Consider the following 17,248-nt stretch of genomic DNA (forward strand, 5'->3'; position numbering starts at 1 on the left):
GTGGGAAAGGAAGCTTTTGGAATGAACCAATTTAAAGAACAAAATACAGGTAAAAGTAAGAGAATGTCTTATAATGCATTAGGGACTATAGGCGTGATACTGGCAGCATTTTTAGTTGGAAATGTTTCTGCAAGATTTGGAATTTTTGTAGGACCAGATGCAAGTGAATATTCAAAAGCTGTAAAATATGCGCAAGATTATAGTAATTATGCAGGATTATTTGAGGCTAGGCAGGCATTAATTGATAATTACAATGGAGATGTAGAAGATGATGTTCTATTAGATGGAGCTATCAAGGGAATGACAGCTAGTTTAAAAGATCCATATACATTGTACATGACTAAGGATGAATATAAAAAGTTCAATTTATCAAATTCAGGTTTAAGAATTGGTATAGGTGTTACTATATTTGCCAAAGATAATACAGTAACTATAGTGAATGTTGAAGCTGATAAACCAGCTGCAAAAGCTAATCTTACTTCAGGAGATATAATTGTAAAAGTAGATGGAGAAGATATTGGAGGAGATGTTAGTAAAGCAATATCATTAATATCAGATACTAGTAAAAAAACTACTAAACTTACAATTTTGAGAAGTGGTAATAATACATTTGATGCTGAACTTACAAAAGAAGAAATAAAAACTGATTCAGTTTCAGGAGAAATTATAGAGAATAAGGTTGGATATATTAGATTAAAGGATTTTAATGAAGATGCATCAAAGTCTTTTATTGACAAGTTAAAGGAATTGAAGGATAAAGGAGCTGCTGGTTTAATTTTGGACTTGAGAGGAAATGGTGGTGGATTCCTTACAGAGGCAGAAAGTATAGCTTCACAATTCATTCCTGAAAGTAAAGTAATAACAACTTTAAATAATAAGTTTGGCAAAGAGAAGAAAATTTTATCTAAAGGTGGAATAGCTCAAGAAATGCCTATGGTATTGCTGATTGATGGTAATACTGCTAGTGCATCAGAAGTTTTAACAGGTGCTTTAAGAGATTATGGAATAGCAACGACTGTTGGAACTAATACTTATGGAAAAGGTGTTGCTCAAGCACCATTTACATTAGAGAATACAGAAGGGGCTTTAAAAATTACAATAGATAATTTTTATACACCAAATGGAGAAAATATACACAAAATTGGAATTAAGCCAGATTATGAAGTTAAGTTATCTGAAACAGATACAAACAAAGAATATTCTAGAAATACAGATCCTCAATTTCAAAAGGGGCTAGAAGTAATAAGAGAAAAGATTAAGTAGGAGGCTCACTTTTATGGATTTAATTATGTATACATTGAGATCTCTCTCCTATATAATAGTGGAGCCCTCTTTAATTATTATGTTAATCATACTTGGAGTAATATTTTATAGTAAAAACAAAAAGTTAGTAGCTATGCAAAGGATGATTATGGGAGAAGGAGTTAATTCACCGCTTGAATTAACTTTATCACAAATTGTTTTAGGAATATTTGCTGGAATATTTGCAAGTATAATATTAAGTCATTTAGGAGTAATATTTGATGAAAATTCAGGCATAGAATTTTTATTTATGATTTCAATATTATTAATGTTTATAAAACCTAGATTAGTATGCTTTTCATATTCAGGTTCAGTATTAGGCTTAATAAGTTTGATATTTAGTTATTTCAATATAAAAACAAGTGATGGAACTAATTTATTTACATTAGACATAGTTATGTTAATGACATTTGTAGGAATACTTCATATAGTCGAAGCATTTTTGGTAATGATTGATGGAGCTAAAGGTGCTGTTCCTGTATTTTCTAATAAGGAAGGAAAGATTATTGGAGGTTATGCATTAAGTAGATATTGGATACTTCCTGTAGCCATATTCATAGCATATAAAGCAGTGAGTCAAGGTGGGTTAGGAACTGAGAGTATTGGAACTCCTGATTGGTGGCCTATATTAAGATATGATAATGTGTTAAATATAATCCAATCAGCTATACTAACTTTATCACCTCTTTTTGGTGTGTTGGGTTACTCGTCATTAACATTTACAAGAAAAAAGCGAGATAAGGCTATTTCATCAGGTTTGTTTATATTAGGATATGGAATACTACTAGTTCTTGTAGCCCAGTTAGCTAGATTTGGGCTGATAGGAGAAATTGTAGTAATAGTGTTTGCTCCTTTAGCACATGAAATAATTTTAATACTTCAACGAAAAATTGAAGAAAAGAGAACTCCTTTATTTTGTAGTAATGAAGATGGAATAGCTATCTTAGATGTTGTTCCATATTCAAAGGCTTATGAAATTGGTTTAAAAGCTGGAGATAGAATAATGTCTGTAAATGATAAAGCTATTAATAATGAAGGAGATATATATACTATAATTAAAGAAAGTTTAAATAATTTAAATCTCAAGATTAAAAATAAAACTGGAGAAATAAAAGAATTTTCTTTAAAACAAGAAAACAATAAAAGATTAGGTTTAGTTTTAGTACCTAAGTTTGTTGATATGGGAAAAATAGTTTCTTTTGAGAATGATAAATTCTCAGAGGTATTAAAAAATATAAAAGATAAGAATAAAAAGTAGATTTTTAGAAAAAACTCTTTTGGAAGTAGTTAACACTATTTCAAAAGAGTTTTTATTATTTTAATAACCTTGACTATAAAAGTTAGAAAAAGTAAAATGAATATACGAATATAAGTTCGATTAAAAGAAACGGGTGATATTATGGGAGAATTTAAAATACATTCAAAATATAAACCTACAGGAGATCAGCCTCAAGCTATTAATGAATTAATAGAATCAATTAATAGCAATAATAGAGGGCAAACTTTATTAGGTGTAACAGGCTCAGGTAAGACATTTACTATGGCGAATATAATAGAGAAATTACAAAGGCCAACAATTGTGTTAGCTCACAATAAAACACTTGCAGCTCAATTATGTGGAGAATTTAAGGAGTTTTTTCCTGACAACATTGTAGAGTATTTTGTATCCTATTATGATTATTATCAACCAGAAGCTTATGTACCTCAAACTGATACGTTTATAGAAAAGGATGCTTCAATTAATGATGAAATTGATAAATTAAGACACTCAGCTACATCAGCTTTATTTGAACGAAGAGATGTTATAATAGTGGCTTCTGTTTCATGTATATATGGATTAGGTAATCCTGATGAATATAAAAAATTGACTCTTAGTCTAAGGGTTGGTATGGAAAAAGAAAGAGATGAAATTATTAAGAAACTGATAGAGATTCAATATGAAAGAAATGATATTGATTTTTCTAGAGGCACTTTTAGAGTAAGAGGAGATTCCTTAGATATAGTTCCAGTATCTACATCTAATAAAGGTATAAGAATAGAGTTTTTTGGAGATGAAATAGAGAGAATAAGAGAATTTGATGTGCTTACAGGAACTATATTGGGAGAGCGAGATCATGTTGCAATTACTCCTGCATCCCACTTTGCTACTTCTTCAGAAGTTTTGGAAAAATCAATAAATATAATAGAGGATGAATTAGAAGTTAGATTAAGAGAACTTAATGCCCAAGATAAGATATTAGAAGCACAAAGACTTAGGCAAAGAACAAACTTTGATATAGAGATGATAAGAGAGATGGGATATTGTACTGGGATAGAGAATTATTCACGAATATTTGACAATAGAGATCCAGGAACCCCTCCAAAGACACTTCTAGATTATTTTCCAGAAGATTATTTAATGTTTGTTGATGAAAGTCATGTAACCTTACCACAGGTAAGAGCTATGTATGCAGGAGATAGATCAAGAAAAGATACCTTGGTAGAATATGGATTTAGATTGCCTTGTGCATATGATAATAGGCCATTAAAATTTCCAGAATTTGAAGGGAAGATAAAGCAAATTGTATTTGTAAGTGCTACACCTTCACAGTATGAGTTAGATAATTCAGCAGTTGTGGCAGAACAAATAATAAGACCTACAGGGTTAATAGATCCAGAGATTATAATAAGACCAGTAAAAGGGCAGATAGATGACTTATATGCTGAAATAACAAAAACTACACAAAAAGGATTTAGGACATTAATAACAACATTAACTAAAAGAATGGCAGAAGATCTAACAAAGTATTTAACAGAACTAGGTGTTAAAGCAACTTATATGCACTCTGATATAGAGACTATAGAGAGAATGAAGATAATAAGAGAATTAAGACTTGGAGAGCAAGATGTCTTAGTTGGGATAAATCTTTTAAGAGAAGGGTTAGATATACCAGAAGTAGCTCTTGTTGCCATATTAGATGCAGATAAAGAAGGTTTTTTAAGATCAGAAACTTCTCTTATTCAGACTATAGGTAGAGCTGCAAGAAATGCAGAGAGTAAGGTAATAATGTATGCAGACAATATTACTGGTTCTATGGATAGAGCAATCAAGGAGACAAATAGAAGGAGACAAATTCAACAAGAATATAATGAAAAACATGGTATAGTACCTACTACTATAATCAAAGATGTGAGAGATGTTATAGAAGCTACAAAAGTTTCAGAAACAGAGGCAAGTTATGTTGTTAAAGAAGAAACTAAGAAGTTAACTGCAAAAGAAAAGAAAGCACTAATTAAGAAATATACTGAAGAGATGATGGATGCAGCTAAGAATCTTCAATTTGAAAGAGCAGCAGAACTTAGAGATTTAATTGAAAAATATAAATAAAAATCAGAGAAATTAAAATAAAAAAGAAGGGAACTTAATTATGAAAGATAAGATAATTATTAAAGGAGCTAAGGTAAATAATTTAAAAAATGTAGATTTAGAGATACCTAGAGATAAGCTAGTTGTATTTACTGGACTTTCAGGATCAGGAAAGTCATCTCTAGCTTTTGATACGTTATATGCAGAAGGCCAAAGAAGATATGTTGAATCACTATCAGCTTATGCAAGACAGTTCTTAGGACAAATGAATAAGCCAGATGTTGAATATATAGAGGGATTATCACCAGCTATTTCTATAGATCAAAAGACTACTAGCAAAAATCCTAGATCTACAGTTGGAACTATAACTGAAATTTATGACTATTTGAGGTTACTATATGCAAGGGTTGGAACACCTTATTGTCCAAAGTGTGGAAAAGAAATAAGTCAACAATCAGTTGATCAAATTGTTGATAAAGTTATTGCACTTGGGGATAAAACTAAAATTCAAATTTTAGCTCCAATAATAAGAGGAAGAAAAGGGAATCATGAGAAGGTTCTTGAGAACATTAAGAAAAATGGTTTTATAAGAGCAAGAGTTGATGGAGAAATATTTGACCTAACAGAAGATGAGGTTAAGTTAGAAAAGAATAATAAACATAATATTGAAGCTGTAGTTGATAGAATAGTTGTTAAAGAAGGAATTGAAGGAAGACTAAGCGACTCTTTAGAAACTGCTTTGAAATTAGGTGAAGGGTTAGTTTTAGTTAACATAATAGGAGAAGAAGATATTTTATTTAGTGAAAAGTTTGCTTGTCCTGATTGTGGAATAAGCATAGATGAACTTGCTCCAAGACTATTTTCTTTTAATTCACCATTTGGTAAGTGTGATTATTGTGATGGACTAGGAAGTCTGTATGAAATAGATGAGAATTTAGTTATTCCCAATAAGGAATTAAGTATTATGGATGGAGCAATTGCAAATTGGGGAGAAGGTAGATTGAAGGAAGAGTCATGGACATTTGCTATTTTAAAAGCTTTATCTGAAGAATATGATTTTTCTTTACATACACCAATTAAGGATTTGCCAAGGAAAATTGTTGATATATTATTTTATGGAACTAAGGGAAAAAAGCTTAAAGTTGAGTATGTTAAAGATGGAGTAAGATCCATTTATAATTATGCATATGATGGAGAAATAAATTCATTAAAGAGAAGATATAATGAAACTAATTCTGATTTGATTAAAACTGAAATAGAGCAGTACATGAGTGATAATCATTGTCCAAAATGTCATGGGGATAGACTTAAAAGGGAAGCCTTATCTGTCAAGGTAGGTGGAATTAACATAAGTGATTTTACTAAATTATCAATTAAGGAAGAATTAAGTTTTATTAATGGAATAGAATTTTCAGAGAAGAATAAAATTATTAGTGAGCAAATTGTAAAAGAAATAAAAAGTAGATTACAATTCTTAGTTGATGTTGGATTGGATTACTTAAATTTAGCAAGAAGTTCAGGAACATTGTCTGGTGGAGAATCTCAAAGAATCAGATTAGCTACTCAGATAGGATCATCTTTAATGGGAGTATTATATATATTAGATGAACCAAGTATAGGACTTCACCAAAGAGATAATGACAAGTTAATAGGAACTCTTAAAAATTTAAGAGATGTAGGAAATACTGTTATAGTAGTTGAACATGATGAAGATACAATGAGGGAAGCTGATTATATTGTTGACATAGGTCCAGGGGCAGGAGAACATGGAGGGACCATAGTAGCAGCGGGAACTCTTCAAGAAATTATGAACAATGAAAAGTCTATTACTGGACAGTATCTAACGGGGAAAAAAGGAATTGAATTACCAGAGAATAGGCGAAAAGGAAATGGAGAAAAAATAACTGTAAAGGGGGCAAAGGAAAATAATTTAAAAAATGTTAATGTATCTATAGCACTAGGAACTCTAACTATGGTTACAGGCGTATCAGGATCAGGAAAAAGTACTCTAGTAAATGAAATATTATATAGGGGATTAAATAAATTAGTTAATAAAAGTAAGAATCCAGTAGGAGATCATAAAGAGATTCTAGGTTATGAAAATATAGATAAGATTATTGATATAGATCAAAGTCCTATAGGAAGAACTCCACGATCTAATCCAGCTACTTATACTGGTACATTTGACATAATAAGAGAATTGTTTTCGCAAACTCAAGAGGCGAAGATGAGAGGATATAAACCAGGAAGGTTTTCATTTAATGTTAAGGGTGGAAGATGTGAAGCTTGTTCAGGAGATGGAATAATAAAAATAGAAATGCAATTTTTATCAGATGTTTATGTTCCTTGTGAAGTATGTAAAGGAAAACGCTATAATAGAGAGACTTTAGAAGTAAAATATAAAGGAAAAAATATTGATGATATATTGAATATGACAGTGGAAGAAGGATTGAGATTTTTTGAAAATTTACCAAGAATAAAAAATAAATTACAAACACTATTTGATGTTGGTTTAGGATATGTTAGATTAGGGCAACCTTCAACTCAATTATCAGGAGGAGAAGCTCAAAGAATAAAGTTAGCTTATGAATTATCAAAGAGAAGTACTGGAAAAACTTTATATATTCTAGATGAGCCAACAACAGGACTTCATATTGATGATGTTAAAAGATTAGTAGAAATACTTCAAAGGCTAGTAGATGCAGGAAATACTGTTGTTGTAATAGAACATAATTTAGATATGATAAAGTGTGCAGATTATATCATTGATCTTGGACCAGAAGGTGGAGATAAAGGAGGAACTTTAGTATGCCAAGGAACACCAGAAAAGGTTGCGAGTAATGAAAATTCTTATACAGGTAAATATTTAAAGAGAATTTTATAAGGATGTAGGCATTTTTTACAATATAATTAGTATGGTTTTATTTAAATTTGTTGTATAATCTATTTAGAAAAAAAAATAGATTCGAGGTGAAGGTATGAATTTTTCCAAAATATCAGCGATAGTATTTGGTATAGTGTTTATAATAATACTATATGTAATAATATATTTTGCTTTAAAAATAATGTACAAGGATGTAAAAGGTGGAGGACGTAGAAGACAACCTCAAGGAAAGAAGAGCTATGGTATTGAAATAGTGGATATAGGAAAAGAGGAGAGTTTGAAAAAGGGAACAGTTATTCCTGTTAAAGGGATAGTTAGTTTGGGGAGAAAGGAAAATAACTCAGTAGTATTAGTTGACCCACATGTTTCTGGTAATCATGCTAGATTTGTTATTAGAAATAATATTCTGTTTATTGAAGATTTAAATAGTACTAATGGAACATATGTTAATGGCAGAAAAGTAACAGGAAGAGCAAAGCTTTTTGGTAAAGATGAGGTAAAAATAGGGTCGTCCTGTTTTAGAGTACTATAATAGCAACAATTGAGGTGATTGGATGAAAATACGAAAAGATGAAGTAAAGCTACTGATAATTACTTATATATTTTGTATAGTTCTTTTTGGTAAATTGGCTATATCAGCAAGTCCTATGGATACTAAAGCTTTAATAATAGGAGGAATTTCCTGTCTTATAATAGGGGTGGCATATTTTGTTGTAAGAAAATTTTACCCAGATGGAGATAAATTCTTATTAATATTTGCATGTATACTATCAATTATTGGGATAGCTATGATATATAGACTAAATTCAAAAGAAGCTGGAAAGCAAGTAGTTTATGTTGGTTTAGGAATTGCAGTATATATATTAACTGTTATGCTCTTACCACGTATGGAACAATTGTCAAAATATAAATATATATATTTAGGGATTACTGTAGTTATGATGCCATTAGCTTTGATATTTGGAACAGAAGTTAATGGGTCTAAGAACTGGGTTTATGTTGGAGGAACTGGGTTTCAACCATCAGAATTTGCTAAAATAGCATTGGTATTATATTTAGCAGCTTTTTTGAAAGATTTCAATAGTGAAAAAAAGGGTATTGAGAATGTTAAACAGCTAATAGAGCCAGCAGGTGTTATGATGTTTGCTTTAGGTTGTTTGGTATTGCAAAAAGATTTGGGATCAGCTTTAATATTCTTTGGAGTAGCAGTTTCTATACTTTATGTTGTAACAGCAAAGAAGAAGTATGTATTTGCTTCTTTGGGAGCATTTTCAGTAGGTTCTGTTTTAGCATATAATTTGTTTTCACATGTTAGGTTAAGAGTTATGATTTGGAAAGACCCATGGAAATATGCATCTGATCAAGGATATCAAATTGTACAAGGATTATATTCAATATCATCAGGTGGAATGTTTGGATCTGGCTTGGGACAAGGCTCTCCAAATTATGTACCAGTAAATACATCAGACTTTATATTTGCAGTAATTTGTGAAGAGTTTGGAATGGTATTTGGAATAGGTATAATGATATTAATGTTTTTATTATTTTATAGAGGTATAAGAGTAGCATTTATAACAGAGAATAAATTTTCCCAAATAACTGCAGTAGGATTAAGTACTATGATAGCTTGTCAAACTTTGGTTATAATTGGAGGAATATTTGCAATCATTCCTCTTACAGGAATAACACTTCCTTTTGTTAGTTATGGAGGAAGTTCGCTTCTAACTACTTTCTTTGCTTTAGGATTATTACAAAAGATTTCAGAGGAGGGCTAAAGCATGAATGATTTTAGAAACAGTGTAAAGGGAGTTATGGTAGTATTTTTATTCTTTTTTGTAGCATTAATTTCATATATAGCATATTTTCAAGCATTTGAAGCACATGACCTTGCAACTAGTAATAGCAATGGTAGAGTAATAGCAAAGAAGAATGAAGTAGTAAGAGGTACTATTTATGATAGAAATGGGAATGTATTAGCTGCAAGTGAAAAAGTTGATACAGCAAATCAAACAAGAAAATATACTAATGGAGAATTATATGTTCATCCATTAGGATATGCAAGTAAAAAATATGGAACAGCTGAACTTGAAAAAGTTTATGATGATGAATTATCTACAGATAGCACTGCTGAAGGTGGATTTAAGGAACTTTTCAAAAATTTCAGTATAGACTCATTAAAAAAAGCATTTCAAACAAGAGATGAGAAGGAAAAAAAGATTGGGAATGGGGTAATAACAACCTTAGACCCTAATGTTCAACAAGCAGCATTTAATGCATTAGGAAATCGTAAAGGAGCTGTAGTTGCACTTGATCCAAAAACAGGTGAAATATTGGCAATGGTTTCAAAACCAACATATGATCCTAATAACTTAGAGACATCAATGGCAGCTGCAGTTTCAGGATCAGGAGAAAATAGTCCTCTTATAAATAGAGCAACTATAGGAACATATCCTCCAGGATCAACATTTAAGACTATAACTACAGCAAGTGCACTTCAAAATATATCGGGAGCTAAGACTAAAGTTTATGAAGATGATGGTAGTCTTGAAGTTGGAACACAAACAATTAATAATGCAGAAGGTGAAGCTCCAGGAGATAAAAATTTAGAGGAAGCTTTAGTTGAGTCAAGTAATGTTGTATATGGGCAAATAGCGATAGACTTAGGTAATGATAAGCTAAAAGCTACAGCTGAAAAGTTTGGCTTTAATAATGATATTCCAACAGAAGGTTTTCAAATGAGCCAAAGTAAATTTCCTTCACATGGAAAGGCTGATAAGGGATTAATAGCTCAATCAGGATTTGGGCAAGGGGAAGTAGTTGCAACTCCTATGCAGATGGCATTAGTAGCTAGTACTATAGCAAATGATGGAGTTATGATGCAGCCAACTCTTGTTAAAGAAGTAGTTGACAAGGATAAAAAGTCAGTAAAAAAAATTGAAACTAAAAAGTATGGGCAAGTAATAAGTTCTTCAGATGCATCTACAATAAAAGGATATATGAAGGAAATGGTAAATGAAAAATTATCAGGAGTAAGTGGATTTAGTGGATTAAATGCAGCAGGTAAAACTGGTACTGCAGACCACACAGATTCTAGTGGAAATTTAAAAACGCCACATTCATGGTTTATATCATTTGCTCCAGCAGATAATCCAAAGGTAGCAGTAGCAGTAATTGTAGAAGATGGTGGATTTGGAGCAAAATCTGCAGCGCCAGTAGCTGCAACTGTTATGAAAGCAGCACTTAAGTAAAGTATATAATTAATTTGTAAAGAGTTAGAACATAATAAATATAATGGCTGTCTTAAAATAAGTTTGTTTTGAGGCAGCCATTAACAATATTTAATAAAGAGGGGGTGTATTATTATGTTTGATTTTGAACATCAGTTAAAAATATTGCCTGATAAACCAGGGGTATATTTGATGAAAAATTCTCTTGGGGAAATTATATATGTTGGTAAAGCAAAAGTTTTAAAGAATAGAGTTAGACAATATTTTCAAAACTCTAAAAATCATTCTACAAAGGTTAAAAGTATGGTTAAAAATATTTCTGAATTTGAATATATAGTAACTGATTCTGAAATGGAGGCTCTAATTTTAGAGGGAAATTTAATAAAAAAGCATAGACCTAAATATAATATAGCCCTTAAAGATGATAAGTTTTATCCATTTATAAAAATAACTATAAATGAGGATTTTCCAAGAGTATTTATGACTAGAAGTTTTGTGAAAGATGGGAACAAATATTTTGGACCATATACTAATGTCACAGCAGTACATGAAACTATGGAACTTATCAAAAAGGTGTTCCCTATAAGAACTTGCAAGATGCATATACAAGAAGGGATGAATGTTCGACCATGCTTAAATTATCATATAAAGAAATGTACAGCACCATGTGGAGGGTACATATCTAAAGAAGATTATGGGAATATAATCAATGAAATTGTTGATATATTAAGTGGAAAAGATAAAACTATAGTAAATAAGTTAAAAGAAGAAATGCAAATGGCATCTTCAGAACTAGATTTTGAGAAAGCAGCATCTTTAAGGGATAAAATGTTATCTATAAATAATTTAGTTGAAAAGCAAAAAGTTTTTAAAGTTGTTGAAGGTGATGAAGATTTTATTAATTTATATAAGGACGAAAAAGATACCTGTATTCAAATATTCTTTATGAGAGAAGGAAAAGTTACAGGAAGAGAACACTTTGTTGTAGAAAATAGTTCTGATGAAGAAGATGGAGAGATTTTATCTGAATTTATAACTAGTTTTTATTCAGGTACAGCAAAAGTATCAAAGAACATATATGTACCAACTATAGAAGATAGAGGTCTTTTGGAAGAATTTCTTACTATAAAAAGGGGGTCTAAAGTATGGCTAAAGGTACCACAAAGGGGAGAAAAAAAGGACTTATTGCAATTAGTTAAAAATAATGCAAAGCTTACTTTAGAACAATTTAAAGATAAAATTCTTAAAGAAAAAGAAATTAATAGGGTGACATTAAGTGAATTAGAAGAAGTATTAAACTTAGATGAATCACCATATAGAATAGAAGCTTATGATATATCCAATATTCAAGGGGTTGATTCAGTAGGAACTATGATAGTATTTGAAGGTGGGAAAGCTAAAAATAGTGATTATAGAAAGTTTAGAATAAAAACAGTTAAGGGTGCTGATGATTATAGTAGTATGAGAGAAGTATTAACTAGAAGATTTGAACATGGGCTTAGAGAGATTGAAGAAATCAAAGCTAGAAATCTAGAATTTTCAAAGGGAAAGTTTTCAAATTTTCCAGACCTTATTATGATGGATGGAGGAAAAGGGCAAGTAAATATAGCTCTAGAAGTGTTACAAACTTTAGGGATAAATATAGAAGTATGTGGATTAGTTAAAGATGATAAACATCAGACAAGGGGTATAATCTATAACAATAATGAAATAATTATAAATAGAAGTTCAAATTTAATGCAACTTATAAGAAGGGTCCAAGATGAGGTGCATAGATTTGCTATTACATATCATAGAAATGTTAGAGATAAGAGAGTGTTACATTCAGCTTTAGATGATGTGCCTAATGTGGGAGAAAAGAGAAGAATCATTCTTCTTAAGAAATTTGGCAGTGTTGAAAATATTAAGAAAGCTAAAATAGAAGAGCTTATGGATACACCAGGAATAGATAGAAGAACAGCAGAAAGTATAGTAAGTTATTTTAAAGAACAGTAACAACATTTTTAATTTATGTTATAATATATAGCAAAAAGGAAATTTCAACCTTGTCTAATACAATAGTATACTTTATACTTAAGGATAAGAATTTTAATATTTTTAAAATTAATAATAATTTCAAGGAGTTAATTATGAACCAATATTTCAAATATAAAGATTTATTTAAAGAAATTTATTCAGAAAATGATATAAAAATAAATGAGAATATGAGTGAGCATATATATTTTAAAGTTGGAGGACCAGCAGACATATTATTAAGTCCAACTAATACAGAGCAATTAGTAAAGTCAATAAAGATATGCAAGGATAATAATATTCCATATTATGTGATAGGTAATGGGTCAAATCTCCTAGTGAAAGATAATGGTATAAGAGGGGTAGTAATCAAGATAACAGATTTGAATGAAATTAGATGTAAAGGTAATTTTATTAAAGCAGAGGCTGGGGCTTTGCTTAAAGATGTATCAACTAAAGCTTTAGAAAATTCATTAACTGGATTTGAATTTGCTTGTGGAATACCTGGATCTATAGGTGGAGCTGTGTTTATGAATGCTGGAGCCTATGATGGTGAAATTAAAAACGTAATAAGAGAAGCTGAAGTAATAGATAATAATGGAGACGTTATAGTTTTAAATAGAGATGAACTTGAATTAGGATACAGAACTTCTAAAGTTATGAAGGAGAAGTTTGTTGTAGTTGGAGCAATATTTGAACTAAAGTTGGGTGAAGATGAGAAAATTAGAAATAGAGTAAATGAACTTACTGAAAGAAGAGAAGAAAAGCAGCCACTTGAGTATCCATCGGCAGGAAGCACATTTAAAAGACCTGAAGGATATTTTGCAAGTAAGTTGATACAGGATGCTGGACTTAAAGGATATTCTTTTGGAGGCGCTGCTGTTTCAGAAAAGCATTCAGGATTTGTTATAAATAAAGGTGGAGCTACAGCTAAAGATATTTTGGCTGTAATAGAACATGTTCAAGAAGAAGTTAAGAGACAGTTTGGAGTAGAATTGCATCCAGAGGTTAGAATATTAGGTGAAGATTAATTTATAGTTTGCTATCTTAAATTTGAAATTGTTAGTTTCTATTTTAGATAGCATACTTTTTTGTTTTAAAAAAATATATGATATAATAACAATGTAATAAAGTAGGAGTAGGAGGTATTGTATGAGATTTGTTATAGTGACTGGGTTATCAGGAGCTGGAAAAACAGAAGCGACAAAAAGCTTAGAAGATATAGGATATTTTTGTGTAGATAATTTGCCGCCTAAACTTATTCCTAAATTAGCGGAAGCATGTAGTGGAGGGAATATAGAGAAGGCTGCATTAGTGATAGATATAAGAGGCGGAGTATTTTTTGATGATCTTTTTGAATCATTGATGTATTTAAAGAAAAATAATTTTGAGTATGAAATATTATTTTTAGATTCCTCTGATGAAATATTAGTAAAAAGATTTAAAGAAGCAAGAAGAAGTCATCCATTATCACCAGAAGGTAGAGTTGTTAATGGAATTAATGCTGAAAGAAAAAAACTTAGAGAAGTAAAAGATAGAGCAGATATAATTATTGATACATCTAAGTATGCCATAAGGGATTTGAGAGGCAAAATAAATGAATATTTTGGAGATGCTAAAATTCCAGAAAAGCAATTAACTATAACTGTATTAAGTTTTGGATTTAAATATGGAATACCAGTAGATTCTGATTTGGTGTTTGATGTTAGATTTATACCAAATCCTTTTTATATACCAGAACTTAAAAAGTATTCTGGAGATGATGAACCAGTAAAGAAGTATGTTCTAGAGCAAAAAGAAACAATAGGATTTGTGTCTAAGCTAGAAGATATGTTAAGATTTTTAATACCTAACTATGTAAAAGAAGGTAAAAGGCAATTAATTATATCAATTGGCTGCACTGGAGGAAGACATCGTTCAGTTGCTATAGCTAATGCTGTTCACGAATTATTATTTAATGATGGATTTGATGCAAAGATAGAACATAGAGATATAGGGGAAGACCTTCATAAAGGAGCAAAGAAGCTATGAGGTTTGCTGATTGGTTAAAACCTGGTATAAAAGTTAAGAGATGGATAACTTTTGGTGTTTTAGGGGTTTTGCTTATTGCTTTTGGAGTTACAGAGCTTGTAAATCGTAAAGTTTATGATTTATACTATCAAATTTTTTACGTTTTTCTTAATTTAACAGGGATATTTGTTATTTATACAGCAGTTACAGAATCTATGAAATCTATAATTGTTATGATTAATAAAGGATATTTAAAGGTATCCCTAGATAGTAAGAAGATAGAAAGTCTTATATATGAAAAAAGATTATTAGTTAAAGGACCTAAGATAGTAGTAATAGGTGGAGGAACTGGACTTTCAACTATGCTTAGAGGTCTTAAATATTACACATCAAATATTACAGCAATAGTTACAGTAGGAGATGATGGTGGTGGATCTGGAGATCTTAGAGAAGATTTAGGAATGTTACCACCGGGAGATATAAGAAACTGTATATTAGCTTTGGCAGATACAGAACCATTAATGCATGATTTGTTACAATATAGATTCCAAGATGGAAGATTAAAAAATCAAAGTTTTGGAAATCTTTTTTTAGCTGCTATGGCAGGAATATCTGATAATTTTGAAGATGCAGTACAAAAAATGAGTTCTGTATTAGCAGTAACAGGAAAAGTTTTACCTGTTACATTAGATGATATGCAATTAGTTGCAATTCTTGAAAATGGAAAAGAGGTTTGTGGAGAATCACAAATACCAGAAGAGGCAATTAAACAAAAATCTAAAATAAAAAAATTAATGATTAATCCAGAAGATGCAGAACCATTAGAAGAGGCTTTAGAAGCAATAAAAGAAGCTGATGCAGTAGTTATTGGGCCAGGAAGTCTTTATACAAGTGTTGTTTCAAATCTTTTAGTAAAAAAGATAGGTACAGCGGTTAGGAGATCTGAAGCTTTAAAGATTTATATATCAAATATAATGACACAGCCAGGGGAAACTGATAATTTTTCCGTTTCTGATCATTTAAAGGTTATAAAGAGATATGGTGGGAGAGACATAGTAGATTGTGTTATAGCTAATTCAGGAGAATTATCTAAAGCAGTTCAGGATCAATATTTGGAGGAAGCTTCAATACCTGTTAAGGTTGATGAAAAAGAGATTAAAGAACTTGGAGTAGAACTTGTTTTATCAAACATAGCAAAGGTTAGTGATGACACAGTAAAACATGATTCTGAAAAATTAGCAGAAGTATTAATAGATACAGTAATGGAAAAGAAATTGCTATATGATAAAAGAAAGATATTTGAATATATGTACTTATCTCAACGTATCAAAGAACGAGAAAAAGAAGAGAAGAGGGAAAAGAGGCACTAATGGTTGTGCCCTTTTTTTATTTTAGTCAATAAATGAACATTAAATTTCAGTGATACATTACAGAATATTTTATGCTATAATTAAGTGTTATAGAAAGAAATTGTTTTATATATTGATTATAGATTAAAGGAGATTAGTATGTCATTTTCATCTAAAGTTAAGGGAGAGATAGCTAGGTATACAGAATTAACGAAATCTGAGGCATTAGCACAGATTTCTGCAATAATGAAGGTAAGTGGAACTATTAGTTTTAGTGGTAAAGGATTGTCTTTTAAAATCACAACAGAGAATCCATCTAGTGCTAGATTAGTATTTACTTTATTAAAGGCACATTTTAACATTCACTCTAAACTTATGGTAAAGAAGAGTAACTCATTAAAGAAGAATAATATCTATATGGTAGTTATAGATGAAGAAATGGGAGTTAGAGATTTACTTCAAAAGACAGGGATATTAGCAGAAGTAGATGGGGTTATGAGTTTAAATTATAGAATACAAGAAAGTATGATAGAAGGGGAAACAGAGAAAAGGGCATATATAAGAGGAGCTTTCTTAGGTGGAGGAAGTATAAGTAATCCAGAAAAGACATATCATTTAGAATTTGTTACACATAGTGAGGAGTATGCTTTAGATCTATGTAACCTTATTAACACTTTTGGATTAAATTCAAAAGTGATACAAAGAAAGAGTTCTTTCATAATTTACATAAAAGAAGGAGAGCAGATAGTAGACTTATTAAATATTGTAGGAGCACATACTTCATTATTGGAATTAGAGAATATTAGAATAATGAAAGAGATGAGAAACAATGTAAATAGGTTAGTAAATTGCGAAACTGCAAATCTTTCAAAAACAGTTAATGCAGCTGTTAGGCAAGTGGAAAGTATAAAACTTATTCAAAGTCAGATAGGGTTAAAGAGACTACCTAAAAATCTAAGAGAGATTGCAGAATTAAGACTTAATTATCCAGATGAATCATTAAAAGAATTAGGCGAAATGCTTGACCCACCAGTTGGTAAATCAGGAGTAAATCATAGATTAAGGAAAATAGAAAAAATAGCTGAAGAATTAAGAGCAAGTGAATAAATTATTAATT

The 17,248-nt window shown here is 30.5% G+C and carries 12 protein-coding genes; all 12 read left to right on the forward strand.

Annotated features, from left to right (window positions below):
* Positions 1-21: 21 nt before the first annotated feature.
* The 12 genes from NNC19_RS11110 (at position 22) to whiA (ending at position 17,238) form a co-directional block, all read left to right on the forward strand.
* A complete protein-coding gene (locus NNC19_RS11110) occupies positions 22-1,263 on the forward strand; it encodes a S41 family peptidase (RefSeq protein WP_310938721.1) in 1,242 nt (413 codons plus the stop codon).
* A gap of 13 nt (positions 1,264-1,276) precedes the next feature.
* On the forward strand, positions 1,277-2,560 hold the full coding sequence (locus tag NNC19_RS11115; protein ID WP_310938722.1) for a PDZ domain-containing protein: 1,284 nt from the start codon (positions 1,277-1,279) through the stop codon (positions 2,558-2,560).
* A gap of 141 nt (positions 2,561-2,701) precedes the next feature.
* Positions 2,702-4,669 (forward strand): excinuclease ABC subunit UvrB, encoded by a 1,968-nt coding sequence (gene uvrB / locus NNC19_RS11120; RefSeq protein WP_310938723.1) that lies wholly within the window; start codon positions 2,702-2,704, stop codon positions 4,667-4,669.
* A 40-nt stretch (positions 4,670-4,709) separates the two neighbouring features.
* Positions 4,710-7,532 (forward strand): excinuclease ABC subunit UvrA, encoded by a 2,823-nt coding sequence (uvrA, locus tag NNC19_RS11125; RefSeq protein WP_310938724.1) that lies wholly within the window; start codon positions 4,710-4,712, stop codon positions 7,530-7,532.
* Between the two features lie 94 nt (positions 7,533-7,626).
* On the forward strand, positions 7,627-8,064 hold the full coding sequence (locus NNC19_RS11130; RefSeq protein WP_310938725.1) for an FHA domain-containing protein: 438 nt from the start codon (positions 7,627-7,629) through the stop codon (positions 8,062-8,064).
* Between the two features lie 22 nt (positions 8,065-8,086).
* Positions 8,087-9,307 (forward strand): FtsW/RodA/SpoVE family cell cycle protein, encoded by a 1,221-nt coding sequence (locus tag NNC19_RS11135; RefSeq protein ID WP_310938726.1) that lies wholly within the window; start codon positions 8,087-8,089, stop codon positions 9,305-9,307.
* 3 nt (positions 9,308-9,310) lie between these two features.
* Positions 9,311-10,780: a penicillin-binding protein 2 gene (locus NNC19_RS11140; RefSeq protein ID WP_310938727.1), complete on the forward strand. Its 1,470-nt coding sequence runs from the start codon at positions 9,311-9,313 to the stop codon at positions 10,778-10,780.
* A gap of 114 nt (positions 10,781-10,894) precedes the next feature.
* Positions 10,895-12,754 (forward strand): excinuclease ABC subunit UvrC, encoded by a 1,860-nt coding sequence (gene uvrC, locus NNC19_RS11145; RefSeq protein WP_310938728.1) that lies wholly within the window; start codon positions 10,895-10,897, stop codon positions 12,752-12,754.
* Between the two features lie 134 nt (positions 12,755-12,888).
* Positions 12,889-13,803, forward strand: coding sequence for a UDP-N-acetylmuramate dehydrogenase (murB, locus tag NNC19_RS11150; protein ID WP_310938729.1), 915 nt, complete (start codon positions 12,889-12,891; stop codon positions 13,801-13,803).
* Positions 13,804-13,924: 121 nt separating this feature from the next.
* Positions 13,925-14,803 (forward strand): RNase adapter RapZ, encoded by an 879-nt coding sequence (gene rapZ / locus NNC19_RS11155; protein WP_310938730.1) that lies wholly within the window; start codon positions 13,925-13,927, stop codon positions 14,801-14,803.
* Positions 14,800-16,152, forward strand: a complete 1,353-nt coding sequence (locus NNC19_RS11160; RefSeq protein WP_310938731.1) for a YvcK family protein — start codon at positions 14,800-14,802, stop codon at positions 16,150-16,152. Before rapZ ends, NNC19_RS11160 begins: the two co-directional genes overlap by 4 nt.
* A gap of 138 nt (positions 16,153-16,290) precedes the next feature.
* On the forward strand, positions 16,291-17,238 hold the full coding sequence (gene whiA, locus NNC19_RS11165) for a DNA-binding protein WhiA (RefSeq protein WP_310938732.1): 948 nt from the start codon (positions 16,291-16,293) through the stop codon (positions 17,236-17,238).
* Positions 17,239-17,248: the final 10 nt, after the last annotated feature.

Origin of the sequence: Clostridium sp. SHJSY1, from assembly GCF_031626875.1 — a bacterium.
Taxonomy (GTDB): Bacteria; Bacillota; Clostridia; order Clostridiales; family Clostridiaceae; genus Clostridium.